The following is a 22,931-nucleotide window of genomic DNA, read 5'->3' on the forward strand; positions in this document are numbered from 1 at the left end:
CCGGTGGTGCACCCCCACAGCACGACACCTTCTCCACTAACCCCACGGACGGAGAACAACATGCGCAGGACGAGCGCACGGTTCACCCTGGCAGGGGCCACGGCGGCGAGCGCCGTCGCCCTGGCGGTCATCGGAGCCACCACCGCCAGCGGTTCCACCACCGGCGCGCAGGACACGACGGCGGCGCTGGCCGCGGCCCCCATCGGGTTCGGCGCCGCCACCACGGGCGGCGCCGGCGGCAGCACGGTGACCGTCACCACCGCCTCCGCCTTCATCTCGGCGGTGCAGAGCAGCACCACGCAGACGGTCCGGGTCAACGGCACCATCTCGCTGTCGTCGATGACGAAGGTCGCCTCGAACAAGACCATCGTCGGCGTCGGTACCGCAGGAAAGATCACCGGCTACGGCCTCAACGTCGCCAGCGTCAGCAACGTCATCATCCAGAACCTGACGTTCACCGGCTCCGCCGACGACGCGATCAACGTGCAGTACTCGACCAACGTGTTCATCGACCACAACGACATCTCGAACGCCTACGACGGCGCCGTGGACATCAAGCGGTCGTCCACCAACATCACGGTGTCCTGGAACCGCACGCACAACCAGGACAAGAACATGCTGCTCGGTCACTCCGACGACAACGCCAGCGAGGACACCGGCAAGCTGAAGGTCACCTACGCCTTCAACTGGTTCGACGGCACGACGCAGCGCAACCCGCGCGTCCGCTTCGGCAACCCGGTGCACGTGCTGAACAACTACTTCAGCAACGTCAGCTCCTACGGCGTCGCCTCCACCGAGAACGCCGGCGTACTGGTCGAGGGCAACTACTTCGAGAACACCGACGACCCCTTCCACCTCGGTGAGGGCGACTCGGACGCGGGCTCGCTCGTGGCGAAGAACAACTACTTCGTCAACTCCGGCTCCGGGCAGACCGGCGGCAGCGTGGCCTCCATCCCGTACAGCTACTCCGCGCAGTCGGCGTCGGGCGTCAAGGCGACGGTGACCGCGGGCGCCGGTGTCGGCAAGATCTGATCCCCCCACCGCCGGCGGAACGGGGCGGCCGGGCCGGTGATCCCCAAGTCACCGGTCTTGCCGCCCGACCGCCCCTCGTCTACGGTTCCGCCACCGCGGCCACGCCGGCACCGGAGCCGGGGAGAGCCCGGCCGCGGACGTGGCGAGGGAGCCCGTATGGAGGCAGAGCCGTCCTCCGCGCCCGGGTGGCCGGCACCGAACCGGCCCCTGACCATCGGCCTGCTCACCGCCAACATCCACCTCGGCGTCGGCGCCACCCTCTGGTCCGGTGCCCGCGCCGCCGCCGAACGCAACGGCGTCAACCTGGTCTGCTTCCCCGGCGGCAATCTGCGCCACCGCGACTCCGCCCGCAGCGCCCTGTACGAACTCGTCGGCCCGGCCCGGCTCGACGGCGTCGTGTGCTGGAGCTCCACCCTGGGCCTGCCCGCGCCGGGGGCCGCCGCCCGGCGGCTGCTGCGACAGCTCGCCCACCTGCCGGTGATCAGCGTCAACCATCCGCTCAACGGCGAGACGGACGTGCTGTCCATCGACTCGCACACGGGGATGCGCAAGCTCGTCGGCCACCTCGTCGTCCGGCACGGCCGCCGCAGGCCCGCCTGCATCCGCGGCCCGCTCGACAACCCGGTCTCCGAGGACCGCTACCACGCCTACGTCGACGCCCTGCGCCACCACGGCATCCAGTACGACCACACCTATGTGTGCGCGGCGGCCGACTTCGCCGCCACCTCCGGCGCCTCGGCGATGCGGGTCCTGATGGAGGCGCGCGGACTGAGACCGGGCACCGACTTCGACGCGGTGGTGGCGTGCAGCGACGTACTCGCCGCGGACGCGCTGCGGTTCCTCACCGAACGCGGCGTGCGGGTACCGGCGGACGTCGCGGTCGTCGGCTTCAACGACTCCCCGGAGGCGCAGCTCGGCGACCCGCCGCTGACCTCGGTGGCCCTGCCCTTCGCCGAACTCGGCGCGCTGGCCGTCGACACGCTCGTGGCCCGGCTGCGCGGCACCCGCCCGCCCGACCGCACCACCGTCCCCGCCACCCTGGTGCCCCGCCGCTCCTGCGGCTGCCGGCACACCCCGGCGCAGAGCCCGCTCACCCGGCCGCCGCCGACCGCGCAGCGGGCGGACCGGCGGGGCGGTGCGGGACCGCCCGGCTGGTCCGCGTTCGAACCCGTACTGCCCGGCGCGCGGCACTCACTCGCCCGGGCCTTTCACACCGACCTCGCCGGCACCGCCTCCGCCGGACCCGCCTCCGCCGGACCCGCCTCCGCCGGACCCGCCTCCGCCGGGGACGGCACCGGGGACTTCCTGCCCCTCGTCGAACGGCTGCTGCGCGCCCACGCCGACAGCCCGTCCGACGTGGACCGGTGGCAGGAGGCGCTGGAGCGGGCCCGGCGCGACGTCGTCGGCACGCTGCCCGCCGCCGTCCACCGGGAGGCCGAGGTGCTGTTCGGCCGGGCCCACCTGATCGCCGCGGAGCGCTCGCGCGGGCTGCTGGAGTACGAGCGCTGGGCGCAGGGCCGGCAGGACCGCCGGTTACGCGAGTTCGGCCGGGCCCTGACCATGGTCGTCGACCTGGAGGGGCTGGCCGACGTACTGGAACGGCACAGCGCGGAGCCCGGCCTGCCGCCGTGCCGGATCGTGCTGTACGACCGGGCGCGGTCACCGGACGACGCCCCCGTGCGCGGCATGGCGCGTCCCCTCCTCACCCAGCCGGAACGCCGGGTCCGCGGCCATCCGGGCGCGCTGGACAGCCCGCCGTTCCCGGCCTCCACGCTGCTGCCCGACGCCCTGCTGCCTCGCGAACACGATTTCCGGCTCGTCCTCGAACCCCTGCACATCGGCGACGAGCACCTGGGTTTCGCCGTCTTCGACGCCGACCGCCCCGGTGTGTCCGAACGCGACGGCGCCCTCTACCGGGAGCTGGGCGACCTGATCAGCGCCGCGCTCCAGGCCGTCGGCCTCTTCGACGAGGTGCGCCGGGCCCGGGACGCCGCCGAGCAGGCGAGCCGGTTCCAGACCCGGCTGCTCGCGCACGTCACCGGTGAACTCCGGTCCCCGGTACGGGCCATGCTGCGCCGCGACGGCGGCGACGACCCGGCAGGGGCGCTCGCGGAGGTGCGCCAGGACGCCGCCCGGCTGCTGCATCTCATCGACGACCTGCTCGACCTCGCCCGCTCCGAGGCCGACGACCTGGTCCTCGTGCGCCGTCTCACCGACCCGCTGCCGGTGGTGCGCGAGGCGTGCGACGCGGCGGCCGAACTGCTCCCCGGACACCCCCGCTGGGCGCTCGACCTCCCGGTCCGGCTGCCCGCCGTGCGCTGCGACGAGACCCGGTTGCGGCAGATCCTGCGGAACCTGCTGACGGCGGCCGCGGACCGGTCCGCCGACGGCCCGGTGACGGTCACCGCCCGACTGCACCCCCGCGGCGTCCGGATCACCGTGGCCGCGACGGCCGCGACGGCCGCGACGGCCGCGACGGCCGCGACGGCCCTATCGGCCCCGACGGACCAGACGAACGTGACGGACGACCCGACGACCCCGGCGATTGCGACGGCCCCGACAGCTCCGACGCACCCGGCGACTCCGACCGGTCCGACGCACCCGACCGGTCCAACGGCTGCGACAACCCCGCCAACCCCGGCAACCCTGGCGGCTCCGACGGACCAGACGAACGTGACGGACGACCCGACTACCCCGACGGCCCCGGCGATTGCGACGGCCCCGGCAGCTCCGACGCACCCGGCGACTCCGACGCACCCGACCGGTCCGATGACTGCGACAACCCTGTCAACCCCGGCAGCCCCGACGCACCCGACAGACCCCCGAGCCCCGGCCGACCTCACCGAACCGCCCACCGAACCGCCCGCCGAACCGCTCGCCGAACGGCCCCCCGAACCGCCCACCGCGCGGCCGTCCTCCCGCGGGCATCTCGACGTAGGGCTGGCGACCGCCCGGCGTCTGGCGATGATGCACGGCGGCTCGCTGACCGGCGGGGACTCGGCCGGCCCGGCGCGCTACCGGCTCGATCTGCCGCTGCCCTCGCCCGACGGGCACACCCACCTCGCCGCCCCCGACAGCGGCCCGCTGCTCGTGGTCACCCCGGGCGAGATCGCCGCGGACGTACGGCTGCTCGCCGTCCGGCACGGGCTCGGCGTGCAGCAGCCGGACCCGGCGTACGACACCGATCCGGTCGAGTCGCGCAGCCCGGCCGCCGTGGTCTGGGACGCCCGCGCCGACCGGCCGCAGGAGTGGCGCGAGATGGTGCGCCTGCACGACCACCCCGCCCTGCGGCACACCCCGTTCCTGCTCTACGGTGCGGCCGGCGCCGATCTGCGGCAGGCGCTGTGGGCGCTGCGGCCGCCCGGCGTCGCGGAACCGGTCGTCGTCGCGGGCCGCTCGCCGCGGTCCCGCGAGAGACTGCGGCGGCTGGCGGAGGGGGCGCTGCCGGACTACCCCACCCGGGTCGTGGCCGACGGCGCGACCGTGCTCGCCCTGGTCGCCGAGGAACCCCCGCACCTGGTGGTGCTGGAACGCTCGCTCTCCGACATGCAGGCGTGGGACGTCGTGGACCGCCTCCACGACGGTTCGGGGCACGCCCTGTGCCCCGCGGCGATCGTCGGCCACCTGGGTCTGACGGCCGTGGACGCGCGGCGCGCCCGGCCGCATCCGGCGCTGCTCGTCCTCGACCTGGACGTCTTCACCCAGGCGGAGGCCGCGTCGCTGGTGCGGCGGCTGACCCGGATGGACGGCCGGGCACCCGCCCGTACCAGCGCCTGCGTGCGCGAGGCACTGGTCTTCCTCTACGAGAACTACCGCGGTCAGTTCTCCCGCTGGCAGGTGGCGCGGGCCGCCGGGGTCAGCCCCGATCACCTCGGCAAGCTGTTCCGGCTCTGGTACGGGCTGACCGTGTGGGAGTACCTGACCCGGCTGCGGATCCGGCGGGCGGCGGAGCGGCTGCGCGCCGGTGACGACAGCATCCAGAGCGTGGCCCGCGCGGTGGGCTTCCGAGACCGTGCCTACTTCAGCCGCGCCTTCCGCAAAGCCACCGGCATCGCGCCGCACGCCTTCCGCGCCTCGCCCCCGACCGGTGCCGGCGGTTCCACCGGCTCCGCCGGGGAGAGCTGGTGGGACCCCTAGGGCGCGAGCCCGACGCAGGTGTGACTCCGCCGATGGCCGACCATGAGGTAATTACAGCGGTTCGACCCGGCAGAGAGGAAAGAAGCATGCTGATCGAGCACCGGGGGCGCAGGCCCGTCGTCCCGGACTCGGCCTATGTCGCGCCGTCGGCAACCCTGTGCGGGGCCGTCGTGCTCGGCGCGGGCGCGCGGGTGCTGCACGGCGCGGTACTGACCGCCGAGGACGGGGAGGTGCGGATCGGCGAGAACACCGTCGTCATGGAGAACGCGCTGGTGCGCGGCCGCGCGGGGCATCCGGCGGTGATCGGGGACGCCGTCATGATCGGACCGCACGCGCACGTCAACGGCGCGACCGTGCGGGACGAGGCGTTCGTCGCCACCGGCGCCGCCCTTTTCCCGGGGGCGGTCGTGGGCGCGGGCGCCGAGGTACGGATCAACGCGGTGGTGCACGTCAACTCCCGGCTCGAACCGGGCGCCACCGTACCGATCGGCTGGATCGCGGTCGGCGACCCGGCCTGGCTGTTCTCCCCGGACCGGCACGAGGAGATCTGGGCCGTCCAGCGGGAGTCGGACTTCCCCGGCACGGTGTACGGCGTGTCCCGGGGTACGCCGATGCGCGACATCATGGCCCGGCAGAGCGAGTTCTACGGCGCCCACCGGCAGGACGTCGTGCTCGACGAGGACCATTGACACCCGTGCGTCCCGCTCCCGTCGCCGTGCCGTAACGGAGTGGTCTCGGCCATTGGCATCGGCGGACGATCTTCGTTGTAGTGGCGGGATGAGGTACAAGCTGCTCGGGAGTTCGACAAGCGGGGCGCGATGGCGCGGGGGTGTCGCCGCCGTGGCCGTCGTGGTGGTGGCGTGCGGGGCGACGAGTTCGCGGAACCGGGAGGTCGTCGCCCCCATCGCGGACAGCGCCTGCACGGCGTCGGCCGGTGCCACCGGACCCGTCGGCCAGGCGGGCGGCGAGACCCCCGACGTCGACGGTGACGGCCGCTTCGATCTCGTCGTCGGTGTGTTCGGTGACGACGGCGACGACGCGATCGCGGTGGTACCCGGCTCCGCGCAGGGCCCCGACCTCGCGCACCGCACGCTGTTCACCCGCGAGGACTTCGGGCTCCCGGACGACCGGGAGCCCATGACCAGCGGCTACGCCGGGCCCATCGTCGCCGACCTGGACGGCGACGGGTATCCCGACCTGATCGCGGGCGGTGCCGCGCGCGTGCAGTGGGGCGGACCCGAGGGCCCGGATCCCGCCCGCGCGCCGACCCGGCTCGCGCTGCCGCACCTCGACAAGCACCGCCCGGGCAGGGCCGGACCGGGCACCTACCTGGACGTCCCGGTGGCGGGAGACTTCGACGGCGACGGTCACACCGATCTCGCCACCTACCGTACGAACGACCCCGAGCGGACGCTCGTGGTGATGCACGGCCCGTTCACGCGCGACGGCCGGCCCGCGCGGACGACGGAGCAGCCCGACCCCGATCCACGGGGGCTGAACGTCGCGCCCTCGCTCACCCTGTTCGCGGCGGAGGCCACCGGCGACGACGCCACCGACCTGATCGTCTACGAACCGTGGTCGGTGATGGAGCCGCTGCTGCTGGCAGGCGGCTCGGACACGGAGAGCGGGCTCGCCGCGGATCCCGAGCGGCTGCCGGCGGGGCAGTCCGTGGCCGTCGGCGACTTCGACGGCGACGGACGCCCCGACATCGCGGTCGGCGACAGCGGCATGGGGGACGGCGAGGTCGCGAAGCCCGACAGTCTGGGCAAGGTGACGATCCGCTACGGCAAGGCGCCGAAGGCCCCCGTCACCGTCGAGAGCGGCGACCGCGGCAGCGGTTTCGGCATGAACCTGCGGGCGGCCGACCTCAATGGCGACGGCTGCGACGAACTCGCCGTACAGCGCGGCCCCGACGTGTACGCGGAGACGGACAGCGTCGACGTCCTGCGGGGCGGATCGTCCCCCGGGCTCGGGTCCGAACCCTGGCGGCATCTGGAACGGCACGGGGTGAAGCCGGGCGCCGACGAACTCCAGGACGACGAGCTGTGGTCGGGCGAACTGGACGCCGTCGGCGACTTCGACGGCGACGGCGAGGAGGAACTCGTCCTGAACGCCGCCGCGGAGGACGACAGCCCGGACTGGTGGATCGTCGATGGCAACGGCAAGAACCTGCTGACCTTCACCGACGACGAGCTCACGGAGTAGGGACCCGGCCCTGGTCGGGCAGTTCGACGCGCTTGATCTCGCGGACGATGAAGAGGTAGCTGACCACGGCCATCGCGGCGCAGGCGCTGACGAAGGCCAGGGCGAGGTCGAAGGAGCCGGTGGCGTCGAGGATGTAGCCGATCACCAGCGGGGTGACGATGCCCGCGACGGCCCCGAAGGTGTTGAAGACACCGCCCGCGAGACCGGCGATCTGCTTGGGGGAGACGTCGGACATCACGGCCCAGCCGAGCGCGCCCATGCCCTTGCCGAAGAAGGCGAGGGACATGATCAGCACCACGAGCCAGGAGGCGCTCACGTAGTTGCAGATGATGATGCTGGTGGACAGCAGCAGTCCGGCCACGATGGGGATCTTGCGGGCGCGGGTCAGGCTGGTGCCGCGCTGGGCGAGCCGGTCGGAGAGGAAGCCGCCGAGGACGCCGCCGACGAAGCCGCACAGCGCGGGCAGCGAGGCGACGAAACCGGCCTCCAGTATCGACATGTCGCGCTCCTGGACCAGATACACCGGGAACCAGGTCAGGAAGAACCAGGTGATGGTGTTGATGAAGTACTGGCCGACGAAGACACCGAGCGTGGTGCGGTTCCTCAGCAGGGTGGCGATGTGCCGCAGGTTCTGCCGCCCCGAAGTGGTGTGCTTGGCGCTCATCTCCTCCTCGGCGGTGGGCGCGTCCATGTCCACCAGGGCGCCGCCCGCGGCGATGTGGTCGAGCTCGGCCTTCCGCATCCGCGGGTGGCTGCGCGGGGCGTAGACGACCTTCGTCCACACCAGGGCGAGGACGACACCGACGCCGCCCACGACGGTGAAGACGTGTTCCCAGCCCATCGCGGTGACCAGCCAGCCCATGAGCGGGGCGAAGGCCACGGTGGCGAAGTACTGCGCGGAGTTGAACAGGGCGGAGGCGAAGCCGCGTTCCTTCGTCGGGAACCAGGCGGCGACGATCCGGGAGTTGCCCGGGAACGACGGCGCCTCCGCCATGCCGACTGCGAAGCGCAGAATGAACAGCAGCACCACCGCGGCACCGGCGAAGAAGCCGATGGCGCCCTGGCCCATGGTGAACAGCGACCACACGAAGATCGCACCGCCGTAGACCTTCTTCGAGCCGAAGCGGTCGAGCAGCCAGCCGCCCGGTATCTGGGCGATGAGATAGGACCAGGAGAAGGCGGAGAACAGGACGCCGAGTTCGCCGGAGCTGATGTGCAGATCGCGCTGCATCGAATCGCCCGCGATGGAGAGCGTGGAGCGGTCGGCGTAGTTGATCGTCGTGACGGTGAAGAGCATGGCCAGAATCAGGTACCTGAGACGGCCGGGCTTGGCGGTGGCCATGGGGGCGGCGGTCGCCGGCTCGTCCTGCCGGTCGAGAGCGGGCATGGTCAAACTCCTGGACCTAGGTGATGCGGCTGCGCTGCCGCGTGTGGTCTGAGCCACAGCTCCGGTGGCTGAGATGACCGTAGAGACGCTTTCGATTCACGTCCATGTCGAATTTTGTTGGTTGCGATACCTTCCTTGGATGACTCGGCCGTGTCGGGCGGATGCCGGCCGTGTACCGGGCGCGTGTCGGCCGGATGCCGGGCAGGTGTCAGAGCGCGGGCCGGAGGTGCTGGAGCAGGCCCTGGAGCGCCGGATTGTCGTTGGTTTTGCGCCATACGTAGTCCAGCTCGACCGGCCGGGGATGCCCCGGCAGACGCAGCGGCCGGTAGACCACGCCCGCGTGCCGCATCCGCGTGGCCGCCTCCGGGACGAGTGCGATGCCCCAGCCGGTGTTGACCAGGGCGAGGATGCTGTGGACCTGGCTGAGGTACTGGGTGAACACCGGCCGCACGTCACCGGCCCGGAACGTGGTGAGCAGCAGCTCGTGGAAGTAGCGGGCCTCGATCGGCGAGTACATCAGGAAGTCCTGGCCGTCGAAGTCCGCGAGCCCGACCGGCCCGTCGGCGGCCGCCAGCGGATGGGCCACGGGCAGGGCGGCCACCAGCCCCTCCCGGACAGCCGTGCGCGAGGTCAGGTCGGCGCCGACCGCGGACGGGCGGATCAGCCCCAGGTCGAGGGAGCCCTCGCTGAGCGCCTCCAGCTGGTCGCGGGTCACCAGCTCGTGCAGCAGCAGCTCGACCCCGGGCAGCGCGCTCCGCGCGGTCTCGAGGAGTTCGCCGAGCGCGGAGTAGGCGCTCGCGGCGGTGAAGCCGACGGCGATCGCCCCGGCCTCCCCGGTGGAGACCTGCCGCACGGCGAGCGCCGCGTGCTCGGCCTGCCGCACGATCCGGCGCGCCTCGGCGAGGAAGGCACGGCCCGCCGGGGTCAGCCGCACGGTGCGGTTGGTGCGGTCGAGCAGCTTCACGCGCAGCTCGTTCTCCAGCAACTGGATCTGCCGGCTGAGCGGCGGCTGCGTCATGCTCAGCCGCTCGGCGGCCCGCGTGAAGTGCAGCTCCTCCGCGACGGCGACGAAACACGTCAACTGGGTCAGCGTGAACAACGAAGCGCTCCCTGCTCTAAATGATGCGCGTCCTGAATCGTGGTATCCAAAATCTATGTTGGACGTGGATCAATCGCGAACGTAGCGTCGAACGCATTCGACACGGCGACTCGACCCAGGGACACAAGTGGTGACGACGAACACGACAGCTCACGCCGCGCAGGCCGCAGGCGCAGCCACCCTCGACCGCATCGCCTGGCTGCGCCTGTCCTCCGTGACGCTGCCGCTGGCCGCGCCGATCAGCGACGCTAAGGTGCTCACCGGCCGGCAGAAGCCGATGACGGAGGTGGCGTTCCTCTTCGTGGAGATCACCACCGAGCAGGGCCACGAGGGCGTCGGCTTCAGCTACTCCAAGCGGGCCGGCGGCCCTGGCCAGTTCGCCCACGCCAAGGAGATCGCCGAGAACCTGATCGGCGAGGACCCCAGCGACATCGGCCGGATATGGACGAAGCTGGTGTGGGCGGGCGCGTCCGTCGGCCGCAGCGGTCTCGCCACCCAGGCGATCGCCGCCTTCGACGTCGCGCTGTGGGACCTCAAGGCCAAGCGGGCCGGGCTGCCGCTGGCCAAGCTGCTCGGCGCGCACCGCGACTCGGTGCGCTGCTACAACACCTCCGGCGGGTTCCTGCACACCCCGACCGAGCAGGTCCTGGAGAACGCCTCCGCCTCGCTGTCCAGCGGCATCGGCGGCATCAAGATCAAGGTCGGGCACCCGGACGGCAGGTACGACCTGGCCCGTCTGACCGCCGTGCGCGAGCACATCGGCGACGACGTCCCGCTCATGGTCGACGCCAACCAGCAGTGGGACCGGCCCACCGCCCAGCGCATGGGCCGCGCCCTGGAACAGTTCGGCCTCGTGTGGATCGAGGAGCCGCTCGACGCCTACGACGCGGCCGGTCACGCCGCGCTCGCCGCCTCCCTGGACACCCCCGTCGCCACCGGGGAGATGCTGGCCTCCGTCGCCGAACACGTCGAACTGATCCGGGCGGGCGCCGCCGACGTCATCCAGCCGGACGCCCCGCGCATCGGCGGCATCACCCAGTTCCTCAAGCTGGCCGCGCTCGCCGAGCACCACCAGCTCCAGCTCGCCCCGCACTTCGCCATGGAGATCCACCTCCACCTGGCCGCCGCGTACCCGATCGAGCCCTGGGTGGAGCACTTCGACTGGCTGGAGCCGCTGTTCAACGAGCGGCTGGAGATCCGCGACGGACGCATGCACGTCTCCGCGCGGCCCGGACTCGGCTTCACCCTCAGCGACCAGGCCCGCGCCTGGACCGTCGCCACGCACGAGGCGGGCGCCCGCCCCTGATCCGTCCCCGGCCCTCTTCACCACGACCCCGCGAATCCCCAGGAGCAGTACTCCCATGACGTCCTACACCCCGGCAGAGCTCCGCGGCCGTCTCGGCTCCGGTCTGCTGTCGTTCCCCGTGACGCACTTCAAGGACGACCTGTCCTTCGACGAGGACGCCTACCGCGAGCACATCGTCCGGCTGGCCAAGTACGACGTCGGCGGCCTCTTCGCGGCCGGCGGCACGGGGGAGTTCTTCTCGCTCACTGCCGCCGAGGTGGAGCGCGTCGTCTCCGCCGCCGTGGACAGCGCCCCCGACGACACCCCGATCCTCGCCCCGGCCGGCTACGGCACCCGCACCGCGGTCGAGTTCGCCGCCGCGGCCGAACGCGCCGGCGCGGACGGCATCCTGCTGTTCCCGCCCTACCTCACCGAAGCGGGCCAGGAGGGCCTGGCCCGGCACGTCGAGGCCGTCTGCCGCGCCACCTCCCTCGGCGTGGTGATCTACAGCCGGGCCAATGCCGTCTACGGCGCCGACACCGTGGCCCGGCTCGCCGAGAGCTGCCCCAACCTCATCGGGTACAAGGACGGCGTCGGCGACATCGACACCATGACCCGCGTCTACACCCGCCTCGGCGACCGCCTGACCTACATCGGCGGCCTGCCCACCGCGGAGACCTTCGCCCTGCCCTACCTGGAGCTGGGCGTCACCACCTACTCGTCGGCGATCTTCAACTTCCTGCCCGGGTTCGCCCTCGACTTCTACACCGCGGTCCGCGAGCGCCGTCACGACGCCGTCGTCCGGTCGCTGACCGACTTCGTGCTGCCGTACACCGAGATCCGCAACCGGCAGGCCGGTTACGCGGTCAGCATCGTCAAGGCCGGCCTCACCGCCACCGGTCACGCCGCCGGTCCGGTCCGGCCGCCGCTCACGGACCTGACGGCGACCGAACTCGCGGAACTGACCGCCCTGATCGGCAAGGTGTCCCCGGTCACGGCCTGACCGGCGGGACCGCGGGTGCCCGTTTCTCCGGCGGCCGTCTGACCGCCGGAGAAACGGGTACCAGCCGGCCCATGCAGCCGTCACCGCGTTTCACGCTGTCCGCGACCACCCTGGACGCCCCCGACGCCCGCGAACTCGCCCGGTTCTACCAGGACCTGCTCGGCTGGCAGGTCCGCGAGGAGGAGCCCGACTGGGTCGCGATCGGACCGGCCGGTGCCGGTGCCGGGCTCTCGTTCCAGTCGGAGCCCGCGTTCACCCGGCCGGTCTGGCCGTCCACCCCGGACGGGCAGCAGATGATGATGCACCTGGACATCGAGGTGGACGAGCCGGCCCCGGCCGTCGAGCGTGCCGTCGCCCTCGGCGCGGCCGTCGCGGACCTCCAGCCCCAGGACGACGTACGCGTCCTGCTCGACCCGGTGGGCCACCCGTTCTGCCTCTGGACACGGGCCCGGGGACACGCCTGACGGAACCGTCACGGCCCGGGCGGCACCGTGGCCGGCCCCGCCGGGCCGGCGTCGAGGGCCTGCTCGATACGGGAACGGATGTGGGCGATCAGGGCCGCCAGGTCGTGGCAGTAGACCGAGGGGTTCGCGAACCGGTTGCGGGCGTCGAAACGGTGCGCGTACAGGCCGCCCCCGCAGAGCTCGGCCAGGCGGCACCTCCCGCAGGTGTCGCTCAGCGCGGCCGACCCGGACTGGCGGGCGCGGAACTCCGGGAGTCGCAGCGCCTCGTCGAAGGAGTGCCGCAAGACGTCCATACCGGTCTCGGGAGCACCCGGGTACGAGGTCTTCAGCGAGTCCGACTGCTCGATCGTGCCGTCCGTCTCGATCACCACGAGGTCCACCGGTGCGAGGCCCACCGACTCGCTGCGGACCGTGCCGCCGAGGATCCCGGACATCAACTCCTCGAAGAGCCGGATGCCCGTCTCCCGTACCGGCGCGTCGAACCAGCGGTCGAAGACCCGGCACAGCCAGTCGGCGTACGGGGTGCCGCCCGCGCCGGTGGCCGCCGGTCCTGGCGGTGCGGCCGGCGGGACCGTGCGGTGCGCCAGACCGGGCGGCGGCGTCTCCCAGGTGCCGTGCGGCAGCAGCAGGTCGAGCCGCGGCGGGGCCGCGGACAGCAGTGCCTCGTAGGTCTCCAACGGGTCGTTGGCCAGGTCGACCGTGCACAGCAGGCCCGCGAACAGGTCTTTGTGGGAGGGAGAGTTGAGCAGTCGCAGGCCCCGGGTCACCCGGTCGTGGCTGCCCCGGCCGTCGGCGGAGCGGCGGTGCCGGTCGTGGGCGCGCCGGGAGCCGTCCAGACTCACGCTCACCCGGACCGACCGGCGCCGCAGCACGTCCAGCAGCTCTTCGTCGAGGAGTACGCCGTTGGTCTGCACGGAGAACCGCGGCGGGACCACGGGGGCCAGCCGTTCGGTCAGCGCGCCGAGCAGGTCGTCCAGGCGCCGCGGTCCGAGCAGGAGCGGTTCGCCGCCGTGCAGGATGATCCGAACATCGGGGAGCCCGTGCGTGCGGGCGTGTTCGGCGATCCGGCCGGCGACACGGCCGACCGTGGCCGGAGCCATGCTCCGCGGCTTGCGGCGCCAGCTCTGGTCGGGGGAGTGGTAGACGTAGCAGTAGTCGCAGTCGAGATTGCACCGGCTGTGGACCTTGAGAAGGAACTGCCGGAACGGAACGACACCCTCCGCCCCTGGCCCGCTCGTCCCGGACCCGCTCGTCCCAGGCCCGCCCGTCCCGGACCCGCGCGCCCCCGGCCCGCCCGTCCCGGACCCGCGCGGCACCGGCCCGTCCGATTCCGGCCCGTCCGGCACAGGCCCACCCTTCCCCGTCTCACCCGTCCCCGGCCCGTCCCTCACCGGGCCCTCGCCCGGCCCGCTCGCCCCGCCCCGTTCGGCCGGCTCACTCGGCTCACTCCATCGAGGACTCGAACGGTGCCCGGGGTCCGGTGCCGGGCACGGCGGCTTCCGCGGCGACCCGGCGCAGCACATGGGCGAGGACGGTGTCCCCGCCCGCCAGCCGGTCGACGGCCGGACCGCTCGGCCGGACCAGGCCCGCCGACGGCGGGGCACCACCGGCCGTGAGCGGCGGGTCTTTCGGGTTTGGCACCCCTACTCCCTTGTTCTGCTGCCGACTTGACTCCCCTGAGGCCGGGAGGCAGACGGAGGATACCGAGAACTGCTTCGGACATGCGGAAGGCGCCGGGGCGCGGCGCCGGCGATCAGGTGAACGGTGGTTCGATGTCGGCGTCGAGACGCTTCCCTTCCGCCACCGCCAGATAGGTGGGATGGGAGGTCCCCAGCGTGCGCGCGGCGAGCGCCAGGGTGTCCTGATGAAGTTGCGCCGCTTCGTCGTCCGCACCGGACGCCCGCAAGTCCACGGCCAAATTGGAACAGGCGCCGAGGACGTCGTAATGATCCGTGCCGAGGCTGGTGCGCAGTCCGTCCACGGCCTTGCGCTCCAGCGCGATCGCCTCGTCCAGCTCACCCGCCGCGACCAGGTCGTTGGCGTGGTTGAGCAGGCTGCCGAAGGAATAAGGATGGGTCGGTCCGAGGACCTGGTGCAGGGCGCGGGAGGTCTGGGCGGAGAGCTCGCGGGCCTCCGCGAGACGGCCGCTGAGCCTGAGGTAGATCGACAGGTTGTTGGCGCTGCCCAGGGTGTACGGGTGCTCGTCGCCCAGGGTCTGCCGCTGCCGGGCGAGGGCCCGCTCCGAGTGCTCGCGCGCGGTCTCGATGTCGCCGAGCGCGGCGCGCACGCTGGCCAGGTCGATGAGCGCGGCGAGGGTGTCGGGGTGGTCGCGGCCCAGGTTCTCCGCGTAGACGCGGTGGACCGACTCGACGAGTTCCTTCGCCTCCTCGTAGCGGCCCGCCCGGCGCAGCGCGACGGCGTGGTTGCGCTGGGCGGTGAGGGTCTGCGCGTGCCGCGGGCCGACCAGCCGTTCCAGGTGGCGGCAGGTCTCCTGGAGGATGTCCAGGGCCAGGCCGATGTTCCCCGTCTCGCGCAGGTCACGGGCGTAGTTGGCGGCCGAGCTGAGGGTGTACATGTCGGTGCGGCCCTTGTCCGCGATCCGGTCCTCGTACAGCTTCTTGTGGATCTCCAGGGCCGCCCGCCGGTCACCGCACAGGTACTCGGAGACCCCGAGGTTGCTGGCGTGCATCGTGGTGCGCAGGAAGTCGTCGTCCCACACCCGCCTGCTGGCGCGCAGCGTCTCGCGGTCCAGGTCCCGGGCCTCGTAGTACCGGCCGAGCGCGTTGAGGTCGGCGCCCAGGTTCGCGGCGGCGACGAGGGTGTGCGGATGCTCCAGGCCGAGCGTCCTGGCGAACCGGGCGTGGACGTCCTGGTCCGTGGCGTACGCCTTGTGGAACTCGCCCTGGGAGCGCAGCGCGTTGCTCAACTGCGTGCGCAGGTTGAGGACTTGGACGTCGTCCTCGCCGAAGCGCGCGGTCCACTCCGCGAGGACGCGCGTCGCGGTGTCCTGGGCGGCCGGGAACAGGCTGCGCCGCCACAGGCAGCGGACCGAGTTGATGATCCACTGCCGAACCTCGCGGACCGGGCTGCGCTCGGCGCGGCTGGGCCACAGGTGCGGTAAGAGCTGGTCGTAGCGCGGCCAGTGCTCCGGGTTGGCGGGGTGCTCGGGATCGCAGTCGGCCAGGGCGGCGTGCACCACGGACCGCAGGTGCAGGAAACGGTCCTCGGGCAGCGAGTCGCGGATCTCGGCCTGCACGAGCCGGTGCACGGTCACCGTGCCCTTGTCCTGGTCCGCCTTGGCCAGGCCGAAGCGGTTGATCTCACGGAAGATCCGGCTGATCGTGAGCGAGTCCCGCGGCTCCGCCGGGGCCAGCGACAGGGCGTCCGTCACCGGCGGGCTGTAGAGCAGGTCCATCGGGATGGGGTCGGAGCCGAAGAACGAGCAGATCTCCAGCAGGTCGGCGGCGGCCGGGCTGTGGCTGCGCACCTGGCCCATCGACAGCAGCCAGCCGGCCGCGGCCACCGAGTGCGGCTGGTCGTTGGCCCTGGTCCGCTTCAGCAGCTCGGTCATGTGCGTGCGCAGCAGGTTCAGATAGTGGTCGATGGGCATGGCGCTGGCGTGCAGCCAGGCCGCCGACTGGCCCACCGCGAGCGGCAGGTCGCCCAGCTCGTGGGCGACCGCGCCCGCTTCTTCGAGGGTGAGCGCGGGGTTGGTCCGCCGCAGGTGCTCCACGCTCTCCTCGCGGCTGAAGACGTCGACCTCGAGCAGATTGCCGTACCTGGTCCACGTCCGGTCGCGGGAGGTGATCAGCACATGGCCGCCGGGGAAGGCGACCGAGGGCAGCCAGGCGCTCATCTCGTCGGGCGCTCCGGCGCTGTCGAAGACCAGCAGCCAGTTGCGGTACGGCGTGCCGCGGCGCAGCGCCCTGAGCACCGAGCGGGCGGTGGCCGCGGTGTCGCCCGGCTCGATTCCCAACTCCGGTGCCAGATCGGCCAGTTCGGCGGCGATGATGCTGGGCTCCGCGGCGTGGATCCACCACATCACGTCGTAGGAGCCGCGGTAGCGGTGCGCGTACTCCAGCGCCACCTGGGTCTTGCCGACCCCGCCGAGACCCACGAGCACCTGTTTGTGCGCACTGTCGTCGGGGTGCGTGAAACGGTCGCGCAGCTCCTCCAGGAGCAGGTCGCGGCCGGTGAAACCGTCGTGCCGGGACGGCAGGTTCTCCACCTCGGGCGCCGCGGCGGGGAAGCGGGGCGCAGTCGCGGCCGGCCCGACCGGCGCCGGCTCCGGGGTACCGGCTGGGGCGGGGCCGACCGCCGCGAGCAGTGCCTGTGCGGCGGCCTGAGCCGGGACGTCGGCGAGATTCAGCACGGGCAGCACGTCGAACGGCGGGGTGAACGTCCCGTCGCCGGGGCGCACGGTGACCGGCAGCAGCGTCAGCGGCGTGTCCGCCTCCCGCTCGGTGGCGGCCGACCACAGGGCGACGGCGCGCGGCCTGCGGACGTAGTCACGGGAGAGCAGCGCGACGATCCGGCCGTCCCCCGCCAGCGCGCGGGCCGCCTCGGCCGGCGGTGTGCCGTCCTCGACCGGCCGGGCCACGCTGTGCAGGGAGACGTTGAACCCGGCCGTACGCAGGTGGGCCGCCGCCCATTCGGCCCAGACCCGCTCGTGCGGCGCGTAACTGACGAAGAGGCAGTTCGCCACCACGCGGCTCTTGCGGAGGTAGGCGCTCAGCAGCCGCTGCCGTTCGTCCGCGGGCAGCGGGCGCTGGCCGGTCACCGCCCCGTCGGTGATCCACTTGGTCAGCCGCTCGGTGGCCTTGAGCATGGTGCCCGTCTGGTGCGGCCCGTCCCCGACGGTCGCGGGCACCTCCTCGTACGCGAAGTACGTCTTGTACGGGATCTCGACCTGGCCCCAGTACTGCTCGCGCTGGTCCTCCGGAACCCAGTCCAGGTAGGGGCCGAACGCCTCCCGGGCGTGCTGCCGGCCGACGTCGAGCCGGTCCCGCTCGGCGTCCTCGACCCGCATCGGCACCGGCAGCAGCCGGATCGGCCGGATGTCGCTGCGGTCCACGGAACGGGCCACGTCCACCGAGCCCCGGATGTTCTGCGTGTTGAGCGCGAAGCACATCACGACCGTGTCGGGCAGCAGCACCGTACAGATGCCCGAGCTGTCGCTGACGCCGGTGCGGCTGTCCACCAGTACGTAGTCGTAGCGCGAGATCATCTCCTCGCGCAGCGCCTGGAGGAAGATCCCGCCGCCCAGCCGCTCGTAGAACTGGTGCCAGTTGAAGCTGGTCACGGCGTCCTTGTACGCCGCGTTCTGCCGGCCCGCGGGCAGGAAGTCGAGCCGGCCGCCCCCGTCGAAGTGCAGCCCGAGCCCCACGACATAGGGGTCGAGGTCCACGGTGTCCTCGAACCACGAGTCGTCCAGCGGGGGCGGCGCGTCCTGGCCGGGCAGCAGGACGGCCTCCTGGAAGGCCCGCAACATGTTGATCAGCCCGTCGGTGTCGCGCAGCTCCGGGTCGGTGAGCACCGGATGGAAGTAGCTCTGGAGGCCGGGCGCCTCCAGGTCCCAGTCCACCGCGAGCACGCGCAGCCCCCGGCTCGCCATGATCCACGCCACGTTGGCCAGCGCCATGGTCCGGCCGACTCCACCCTTGAACGAGTAGAAGGTGACGACCGAGCCCCGGCCGTCAGAACTAGGAGCCATCTGTACCTTCCTCACGGGCTGGGCGACCCCGGCTACAGGGACGGCATCGGCGGTGGCGGGTCACCCGGCGGGAGCCTGCGGACGCGACCGTTCTCCGCGATGCGGTTCTGCGTGACGGCCACGACTCTGGCCACCAGGTCGTCGAACTCTCGTTGACTGACGCGTATCCAGAAGACGGGGTCGTTCGGATTGTTGCGGCGGAGCCAGTTCCGGCTGAAGAGCTTCTTCAGATCCTTCCAGAGGTCTTCGTTGTCCGGACCCGATTCGTCGTCCGCGTCGTGGCACGGGATCAGCACGGCGGCGGTCGGGTGGTACTGCTTGTCGTAGGCGCCGAGCGGCTTGCGGTACGAGGGCGTGCGCACCGACCAGGCGTCGACAAGGAGCAGGCTGACCTGATTGAGCTGCATCGCCCGGTTGAGCTTGCGCGTGAGGTGCGTGTCCACCACCTCGACGCTGGTCAGATGGCCCGCGCCGACGACGACCTGCTGGGCCCGGTAGGCCGCCGTGGGCAGCGCGGGCGGGCTGTACGGGTTCCAGGACCAGGGCTGTTCGCCGTAGTAGCCGCTCGAACGCCCCGGCGGCAGCCGGTCGACGGTGCCGGCGGCGACGAAGATCTGCACGTGGCCCGAGGTGGTGGCCTTCACGAGCGGGACGGGGAAACACCCCTCGACGGCGGAGAGGTCGAAGTCCTCGGACATCGCGGGCAGGGCGAAGTGGTCCGCGGCGAACCGGACCCGCTGGGCGATGTGCCGCACCACGTGCCGGTACTCGGCGCCCTCGGGGTCCGACCGCATCAGGTGCAGCAGCCCGCGCTCGACGTACGTCTCGCCCATGCCGGGCTCGGTGTACTGCAGCGCCTTCACCTCGTCCGGCATGAGCTGCCCGGGCACCCGCTCCCAGACCACCGGCACCAGCGCGTGCGGCTCGACGCCGGTCTCCTCCTGGTAGCGGGAGTCACGGCCCGCGAAGGCGCTCCACTCCTTGCCGCAGTAGTCGCTGCGGAAGTAGGCCGGTGAGTAGAGCGCGACCAGGGTCTTGCAGGTGCCGACGGCCCGGCTCAGGCCGCGCAGCCAGTCCGCACCGAGGTAGAGGCACTCGGCGTCGCGGAAGGCGGGCTGTCGGCGCGAGCCGATCGTCGGCAGCTCCAGCTCGCTGAGCAGGTCTTCGTAGAACCGGCGGACATAGGCCGTGCGGTCGTCCGACCTGGCGTAACTGAGGAAGAAGTATGGAGTTTCCAAGGCACCCCCCGTGCCGACGCACCATAGGTGTTACCCCGGTCACACGGAATCCAGACATCGCCTGACCGGTTCCCGGCGGCGGACCGTACAGGCCCTGCTCAGCCTTGTTCGCGAGCTGTGGCGGCGGGCGCCGGGACCGCCGCCGGACCGGAGCCGGTCGCCGCGTGGATCACCTCGTCCAGGACGTCGCGGGAGCGGACCAGGTCGGTGATCATGCGGTCGATGCGTTCCCGCTCGGTGCTGAGGTCGGCGACCAGCCGCCGGGTGGCGATCGCGGACGGGCCGCCGTCCGTGTCCCGCATGCAGGGGAGCAGTTGCGCGATCTTCTTGCTGTGCAGTCCGGCGGCGAAGAGCGCCTGGATGCGGACGACCCGGTCGACCGCCCAGTTGCCGTAGTCGCGGTGCCCGCCCGGGGTACGCTCCGGCGTCAGCAGCCCCTGCATCTCGTAGTAGGGCAGCGAGCGCTCGCTGACCGCCGTGCGCCGGGCCAGTTCACCGATCCGCATGCCCCACCTCGTCCGCCGAACACCGGAGTTGAACCTGACACTGATGTCAACTCCTACCGTACCGGCATGACGCACACACCCGTGGCAGCCGGTCGATCCGGCCTCTTCGCACCCGCCCGCCTCGGCGGCCTGCGGCTCCCCAACCGCCTGGTGATGGCCCCGATGACCCGCAACCGCGCCACGGCCGACGGCGTACCGACACCGGTCATGGCCACCTACTACGCCCAGCGCGCGACCGCGGGCCTGATCATCGCCGAGGCGTCGACCCCGAACGCGGTCGGGCAGACCTATCCCGACATCACCGCGATCCACACCGACGCGCACGTGGCCGGCTGGCGCCGGGTCACCGAGGCGGTGCGCGCGGCGGGCGGCCGGATGTTCCTGCAACTCCAGCACGGCGGCCGGGTGGGCCACCCCGCTACCAGCGGACTGGTGCCGGTCGCGCCCTCGGCGGTGCCGCTCCCGGGGACCGTCTTCACGCCCGGCGGGCACCGGCCGGCCGTCGTACCGCGCGAGATGACCGCCGACGAGATCCGCTCCACGGTGGCCGACTTCGCCGCCGCGGCCCGCAGGGCCGTCGACGCGGGCTTCGCCGGGGTGGAGGTGCACGCCGCCAACGGCTACCTCCTGCACCAGTTCCTGGCGTGCAGCACCAACCACCGCACCGACGGCTACGGCGGCCCGGTGAGCGGCCGCATCCGGTTCGTCCTCGAGGTGGTCCGGGCCGTCGTGGACGCGGTCGGCCCCGAGCGGGTGGGCGTCCGCATCGCACCCGGGGTCACCGTCAACGGCATCGAGGAGGGCGACACCGACCGCATCTACCCGGCGCTGGTCGAAGCCCTGGCCGAGTTCGGCCCGGCGTACCTCCACGTCGTCTTCGCGGACCCGGACCAGCCCCTCTTCCGGCGGATCCGCGAACTCTGGGCGGGCACGCTGATCGCCAACCCGGTGCTCGGCTGGGGTGGTCCGCTGCCCGCCGACGGCGGCCGGCACGCGGGCGAGCGGCTGCTCGCCGCCGGCGCCGACCTGATCTCGCTCGGCCGCGCTTTCCTGGCCAACCCCGACCTCGTGGAACGCCTGCGCCTGGGCGCTCCCCTCAACCCCGTCCGCGACGAGGGCCAGATGTACACGGGCGGCACGACCGGCTACACCGACTATCCCGTGCTGCCCTGAGGGAGGGGCGACTGCGCGCGGGCCAGCCGGTGCAGGAGGTCCTTGCCGGCCGTGGCGATCAGCGGGGGTACGCCGAGGTCGTCCAGCATGTCGGCGGCGGCCTGCATCTCGGTGGTGCGGCGTACGGCGTGCCGGTGGCTGCCGTCGACCAGGCGCTCCAGGGTCGCGGCGTCCGCCCGGGTCAGCTCGTGGACGATGATCTCCCGGAGCCATTCCTCGCAGCCCGCGGCGCGGGCCGCGTCGAGGGCTTCGACGGCGGCCGCCGCGAGGCCCTTGTAGAAGACGCTGCGCAGCAGCTTGCGTTCGGCGGCGAGACCGGCGGGTCCTTCGAGCACGTCCACCCGCGCGCCGAGCGGCCGCAGCAGTCCGGCGTACTGCCCGGCCCGCGCCCCGGAGGCGAGCATCGGCGTCCGCAGCCCGTTCCCGGGCACCGGCGCCATCAGCGACACGTCGGCGAAGCCGATGCCGCCCGCCCCGGCGATCTCGCCGAGCCGCCGCTTCACGGCGGGCGACGCGGTGTTGAGGTCGGCCCACAGACAGTCCGGTGCCGCGCCCGGAAGGCCCGCGCGCAGGGCGTCCACGGCGGCCGAGGCGCTGTTGAGGCTCAGTACGAGAGCGCAGCCCGCGACCGCCTCGGCCTCGCTGCCGGTCTCCGTCACGCCCGGGGGCGCCGCGACCGCCGGATCGTAGCCGCGCACGCGCGCGCCCGCGGCGACCAGGTCGCCCGCGACGAGGCTGCCCGCCTCCCCGAGCCCGAGTACGGCGATGCGTATGTCCGCGACGGCGTTGGCACCCACAGTTCTTCCTCCTCGGCGTCGGCTTCAGCGGGAGGCTCCGGGTCCGGCGGTCCGGTGGCCGAAGCAGGCCCGCTTGCATTGTCAACACTATCGTTGACGAATGCCGTGCTCCCGTGCGCCCCCATCGGCATGCGGGTCCCGCGGGCCGGCCGTGGCGTGAGCCGGGGGCCGTGACCGGTGCGCAGGAGGCGGCAATGAAGAAGTCCGGAGTCGGACGCGGGTCCCTGGTCGTCGGACGCAGGTCCGTGGTCGTGGGGTTCGCGGTATCCGCCGGTGGTGCGGCGGCCGGCGGCTGTACGCCGGGCACCCGGGCGGCGGTCGGCGGCGAGCGGACCACCGGATCGGCGTCCCCGCGCCCGCTGTTCTTCGCCCCGGACGACTACCGCGAGGAGACCCGGAAGACCGACCGGGCCACCTTCACCTGGGAGGACTTCCTCACCCACGTCGGAGCGCGCAAGAAGTCCATCCCCGCCTTCGACGCCTTCGACCTGTCCACAGGCGAGAACAACGAGTTCGGCAAGGACCGCGTCAAGGCCCGCCACTTCACCCCGTACAGCCTCCGGCACACCACCACCGGCAGCGGCACCAGGCGCCTCGACGGGGACATCCCCGAAAAGCTCCGGCTGATGAACCCGATGCACTTCATCGAGCGGAAAAACCCCGGCAGGGCCAAGCACTGGTGGATCCGCCTGGGCACGAAGGACAGCGACACCTCGCTCACGGTGTCGTGCAACCTGGCCGCCGCGGCGGCCGCCGCCGGGGCCGACGTCGACCACCGCATGCACTGGGACGAGGGCCACGGCGCGAACACCGACGCCGCCGACTTCATCACCTGGGCGGCCCGGGTGACGGGCCGCCGGACGTAGTCCTGCCTGGTATCCCGGACGGGCCC

Annotated in this window: 17 protein-coding genes; 9 read left to right on the forward strand and 8 right to left on the reverse strand. The window is 72.5% G+C overall.

All coding sequences use genetic code 11. The annotated features are described in order from the left end of the window. The first annotated feature begins 60 nt into the window (after window positions 1-60). The 4 genes from ACFV6E_RS03075 to ACFV6E_RS03090 all read left to right on the forward strand — a co-directional run bounded on the left by ACFV6E_RS03075 (window position 61) and on the right by ACFV6E_RS03090 (window position 7,374). Window positions 61-1,032, forward strand: coding sequence for a polysaccharide lyase family 1 protein (locus ACFV6E_RS03075; RefSeq protein WP_385459039.1), 972 nt, complete (start codon window positions 61-63; stop codon window positions 1,030-1,032). Between the two features lie 156 nt (window positions 1,033-1,188). After that, entirely contained in the window at window positions 1,189-5,169 is a 3,981-nt protein-coding gene (locus ACFV6E_RS03080; protein ID WP_385459040.1) for a substrate-binding domain-containing protein, read from the forward strand. Between the two features lie 86 nt (window positions 5,170-5,255). Continuing rightward, complete coding sequence (locus ACFV6E_RS03085) at window positions 5,256-5,858, forward strand: gamma carbonic anhydrase family protein (protein WP_385167413.1); 603 nt, start codon at window positions 5,256-5,258, stop codon at window positions 5,856-5,858. A gap of 88 nt (window positions 5,859-5,946) precedes the next feature. After that, window positions 5,947-7,374: an FG-GAP and VCBS repeat-containing protein gene (locus tag ACFV6E_RS03090; RefSeq protein WP_385459042.1), complete on the forward strand. Its 1,428-nt coding sequence runs from the start codon at window positions 5,947-5,949 to the stop codon at window positions 7,372-7,374. Here ACFV6E_RS03090 and ACFV6E_RS03095 read toward each other — a convergent pair. Continuing rightward, complete coding sequence (locus ACFV6E_RS03095) at window positions 7,364-8,761, reverse strand: MFS transporter (RefSeq protein WP_385459044.1); 1,398 nt, start codon at window positions 8,759-8,761, stop codon at window positions 7,364-7,366. The two genes, ACFV6E_RS03090 and ACFV6E_RS03095, sit on opposite strands and share 11 nt — an antisense overlap. 208 nt (window positions 8,762-8,969) lie before the next feature. Further along, window positions 8,970-9,860 (reverse strand): LysR substrate-binding domain-containing protein, encoded by an 891-nt coding sequence (locus ACFV6E_RS03100; RefSeq protein ID WP_385167418.1) that lies wholly within the window; start codon window positions 9,858-9,860, stop codon window positions 8,970-8,972. Between the two features lie 127 nt (window positions 9,861-9,987). On the opposite strand from ACFV6E_RS03100, the gene ACFV6E_RS03105 reads away from it, so the two are divergent. From ACFV6E_RS03105 to ACFV6E_RS03115, 3 genes are all read left to right on the forward strand, one after another. Then, the gene (locus ACFV6E_RS03105) at window positions 9,988-11,166 is read left to right on the forward strand and encodes a mandelate racemase/muconate lactonizing enzyme family protein (protein WP_385167420.1); all 1,179 of its coding nucleotides are present in this window, start codon (window positions 9,988-9,990) and stop codon (window positions 11,164-11,166) included. Window positions 11,167-11,221: 55 nt separating this feature from the next. Beyond that, on the forward strand, window positions 11,222-12,148 hold the full coding sequence (gene kdgD / locus ACFV6E_RS03110) for a 5-dehydro-4-deoxyglucarate dehydratase (protein WP_385459046.1): 927 nt from the start codon (window positions 11,222-11,224) through the stop codon (window positions 12,146-12,148). A 71-nt stretch (window positions 12,149-12,219) separates the two neighbouring features. Next, on the forward strand, window positions 12,220-12,612 hold the full coding sequence (locus tag ACFV6E_RS03115; protein WP_385459048.1) for a VOC family protein: 393 nt from the start codon (window positions 12,220-12,222) through the stop codon (window positions 12,610-12,612). An 8-nt stretch (window positions 12,613-12,620) separates the two neighbouring features. On the opposite strand, the gene ACFV6E_RS03120 is transcribed toward ACFV6E_RS03115, so the two are convergent. The 5 genes from ACFV6E_RS03120 to ACFV6E_RS03140 form a co-directional block, all read right to left on the reverse strand. After that, a complete protein-coding gene (locus ACFV6E_RS03120; protein WP_385459193.1) occupies window positions 12,621-13,928 on the reverse strand; it encodes an FxsB family cyclophane-forming radical SAM/SPASM peptide maturase in 1,308 nt (435 codons plus the stop codon). Between the two features lie 127 nt (window positions 13,929-14,055). Next, complete coding sequence (locus tag ACFV6E_RS03125) at window positions 14,056-14,253, reverse strand: hypothetical protein (RefSeq protein WP_385167427.1); 198 nt, start codon at window positions 14,251-14,253, stop codon at window positions 14,056-14,058. 112 nt (window positions 14,254-14,365) lie between these two features. Further along, the gene (gene fxsT / locus ACFV6E_RS03130; protein ID WP_385459050.1) at window positions 14,366-18,325 is read right to left on the reverse strand and encodes an FxSxx-COOH system tetratricopeptide repeat protein; all 3,960 of its coding nucleotides are present in this window, start codon (window positions 18,323-18,325) and stop codon (window positions 14,366-14,368) included. Window positions 18,326-18,357: 32 nt separating this feature from the next. Beyond that, window positions 18,358-19,563: a TIR-like protein FxsC gene (locus tag ACFV6E_RS03135; protein ID WP_385167431.1), complete on the reverse strand. Its 1,206-nt coding sequence runs from the start codon at window positions 19,561-19,563 to the stop codon at window positions 18,358-18,360. Window positions 19,564-19,661: 98 nt separating this feature from the next. After that, window positions 19,662-20,069: a MerR family transcriptional regulator gene (locus tag ACFV6E_RS03140; RefSeq protein WP_385459052.1), complete on the reverse strand. Its 408-nt coding sequence runs from the start codon at window positions 20,067-20,069 to the stop codon at window positions 19,662-19,664. Between the two features lie 66 nt (window positions 20,070-20,135). On the opposite strand from ACFV6E_RS03140, the gene ACFV6E_RS03145 reads away from it, so the two are divergent. After that, window positions 20,136-21,242: an alkene reductase gene (locus ACFV6E_RS03145; protein ID WP_385459054.1), complete on the forward strand. Its 1,107-nt coding sequence runs from the start codon at window positions 20,136-20,138 to the stop codon at window positions 21,240-21,242. Here the strand turns inward: ACFV6E_RS03145 and ACFV6E_RS03150 are convergent. Further along, window positions 21,224-22,039, reverse strand: a complete 816-nt coding sequence (locus tag ACFV6E_RS03150; RefSeq protein WP_385459056.1) for a DUF1932 domain-containing protein — start codon at window positions 22,037-22,039, stop codon at window positions 21,224-21,226. The genes ACFV6E_RS03145 and ACFV6E_RS03150 overlap by 19 nt on opposite strands. A gap of 194 nt (window positions 22,040-22,233) precedes the next feature. Between ACFV6E_RS03150 and ACFV6E_RS03155 the strand changes: the two genes are divergently transcribed. Next, window positions 22,234-22,905, forward strand: a complete 672-nt coding sequence (locus ACFV6E_RS03155; protein ID WP_385459058.1) for a hypothetical protein — start codon at window positions 22,234-22,236, stop codon at window positions 22,903-22,905. Window positions 22,906-22,931 lie beyond the last annotated feature (26 nt).

This window comes from Streptomyces sp. NPDC059785 (genome assembly GCF_042732375.1).
GTDB lineage: Bacteria > Actinomycetota > Actinomycetes > Streptomycetales > Streptomycetaceae > Streptomyces.

Coding starts and splice junctions, on each gene's coding strand:
- ACFV6E_RS03085 (WP_385167413.1), top strand. CDS start 5,256: ATGCTGATCGAGCACCGGGGGCGCAGGCCCGTCGTCCCGGACTCGGCC.
- ACFV6E_RS03095 (WP_385459044.1), bottom strand. CDS start 8,761: ATGCCCGCTCTCGACCGGCAGGACGAGCCGGCGACCGCCGCCCCCATG.
- ACFV6E_RS03155 (WP_385459058.1), top strand. CDS start 22,234: ATGAAGAAGTCCGGAGTCGGACGCGGGTCCCTGGTCGTCGGACGCAGG.
- ACFV6E_RS03075 (WP_385459039.1), top strand. CDS start 61: ATGCGCAGGACGAGCGCACGGTTCACCCTGGCAGGGGCCACGGCGGCG.
- fxsT (WP_385459050.1), bottom strand. CDS start 18,325: ATGGCTCCTAGTTCTGACGGCCGGGGCTCGGTCGTCACCTTCTACTCG.
- kdgD (WP_385459046.1), top strand. CDS start 11,222: ATGACGTCCTACACCCCGGCAGAGCTCCGCGGCCGTCTCGGCTCCGGT.
- ACFV6E_RS03140 (WP_385459052.1), bottom strand. CDS start 20,069: ATGCGGATCGGTGAACTGGCCCGGCGCACGGCGGTCAGCGAGCGCTCG.
- ACFV6E_RS03080 (WP_385459040.1), top strand. CDS start 1,189: ATGGAGGCAGAGCCGTCCTCCGCGCCCGGGTGGCCGGCACCGAACCGG.
- ACFV6E_RS03115 (WP_385459048.1), top strand. CDS start 12,220: ATGCAGCCGTCACCGCGTTTCACGCTGTCCGCGACCACCCTGGACGCC.
- ACFV6E_RS03090 (WP_385459042.1), top strand. CDS start 5,947: ATGAGGTACAAGCTGCTCGGGAGTTCGACAAGCGGGGCGCGATGGCGC.
- ACFV6E_RS03145 (WP_385459054.1), top strand. CDS start 20,136: ATGACGCACACACCCGTGGCAGCCGGTCGATCCGGCCTCTTCGCACCC.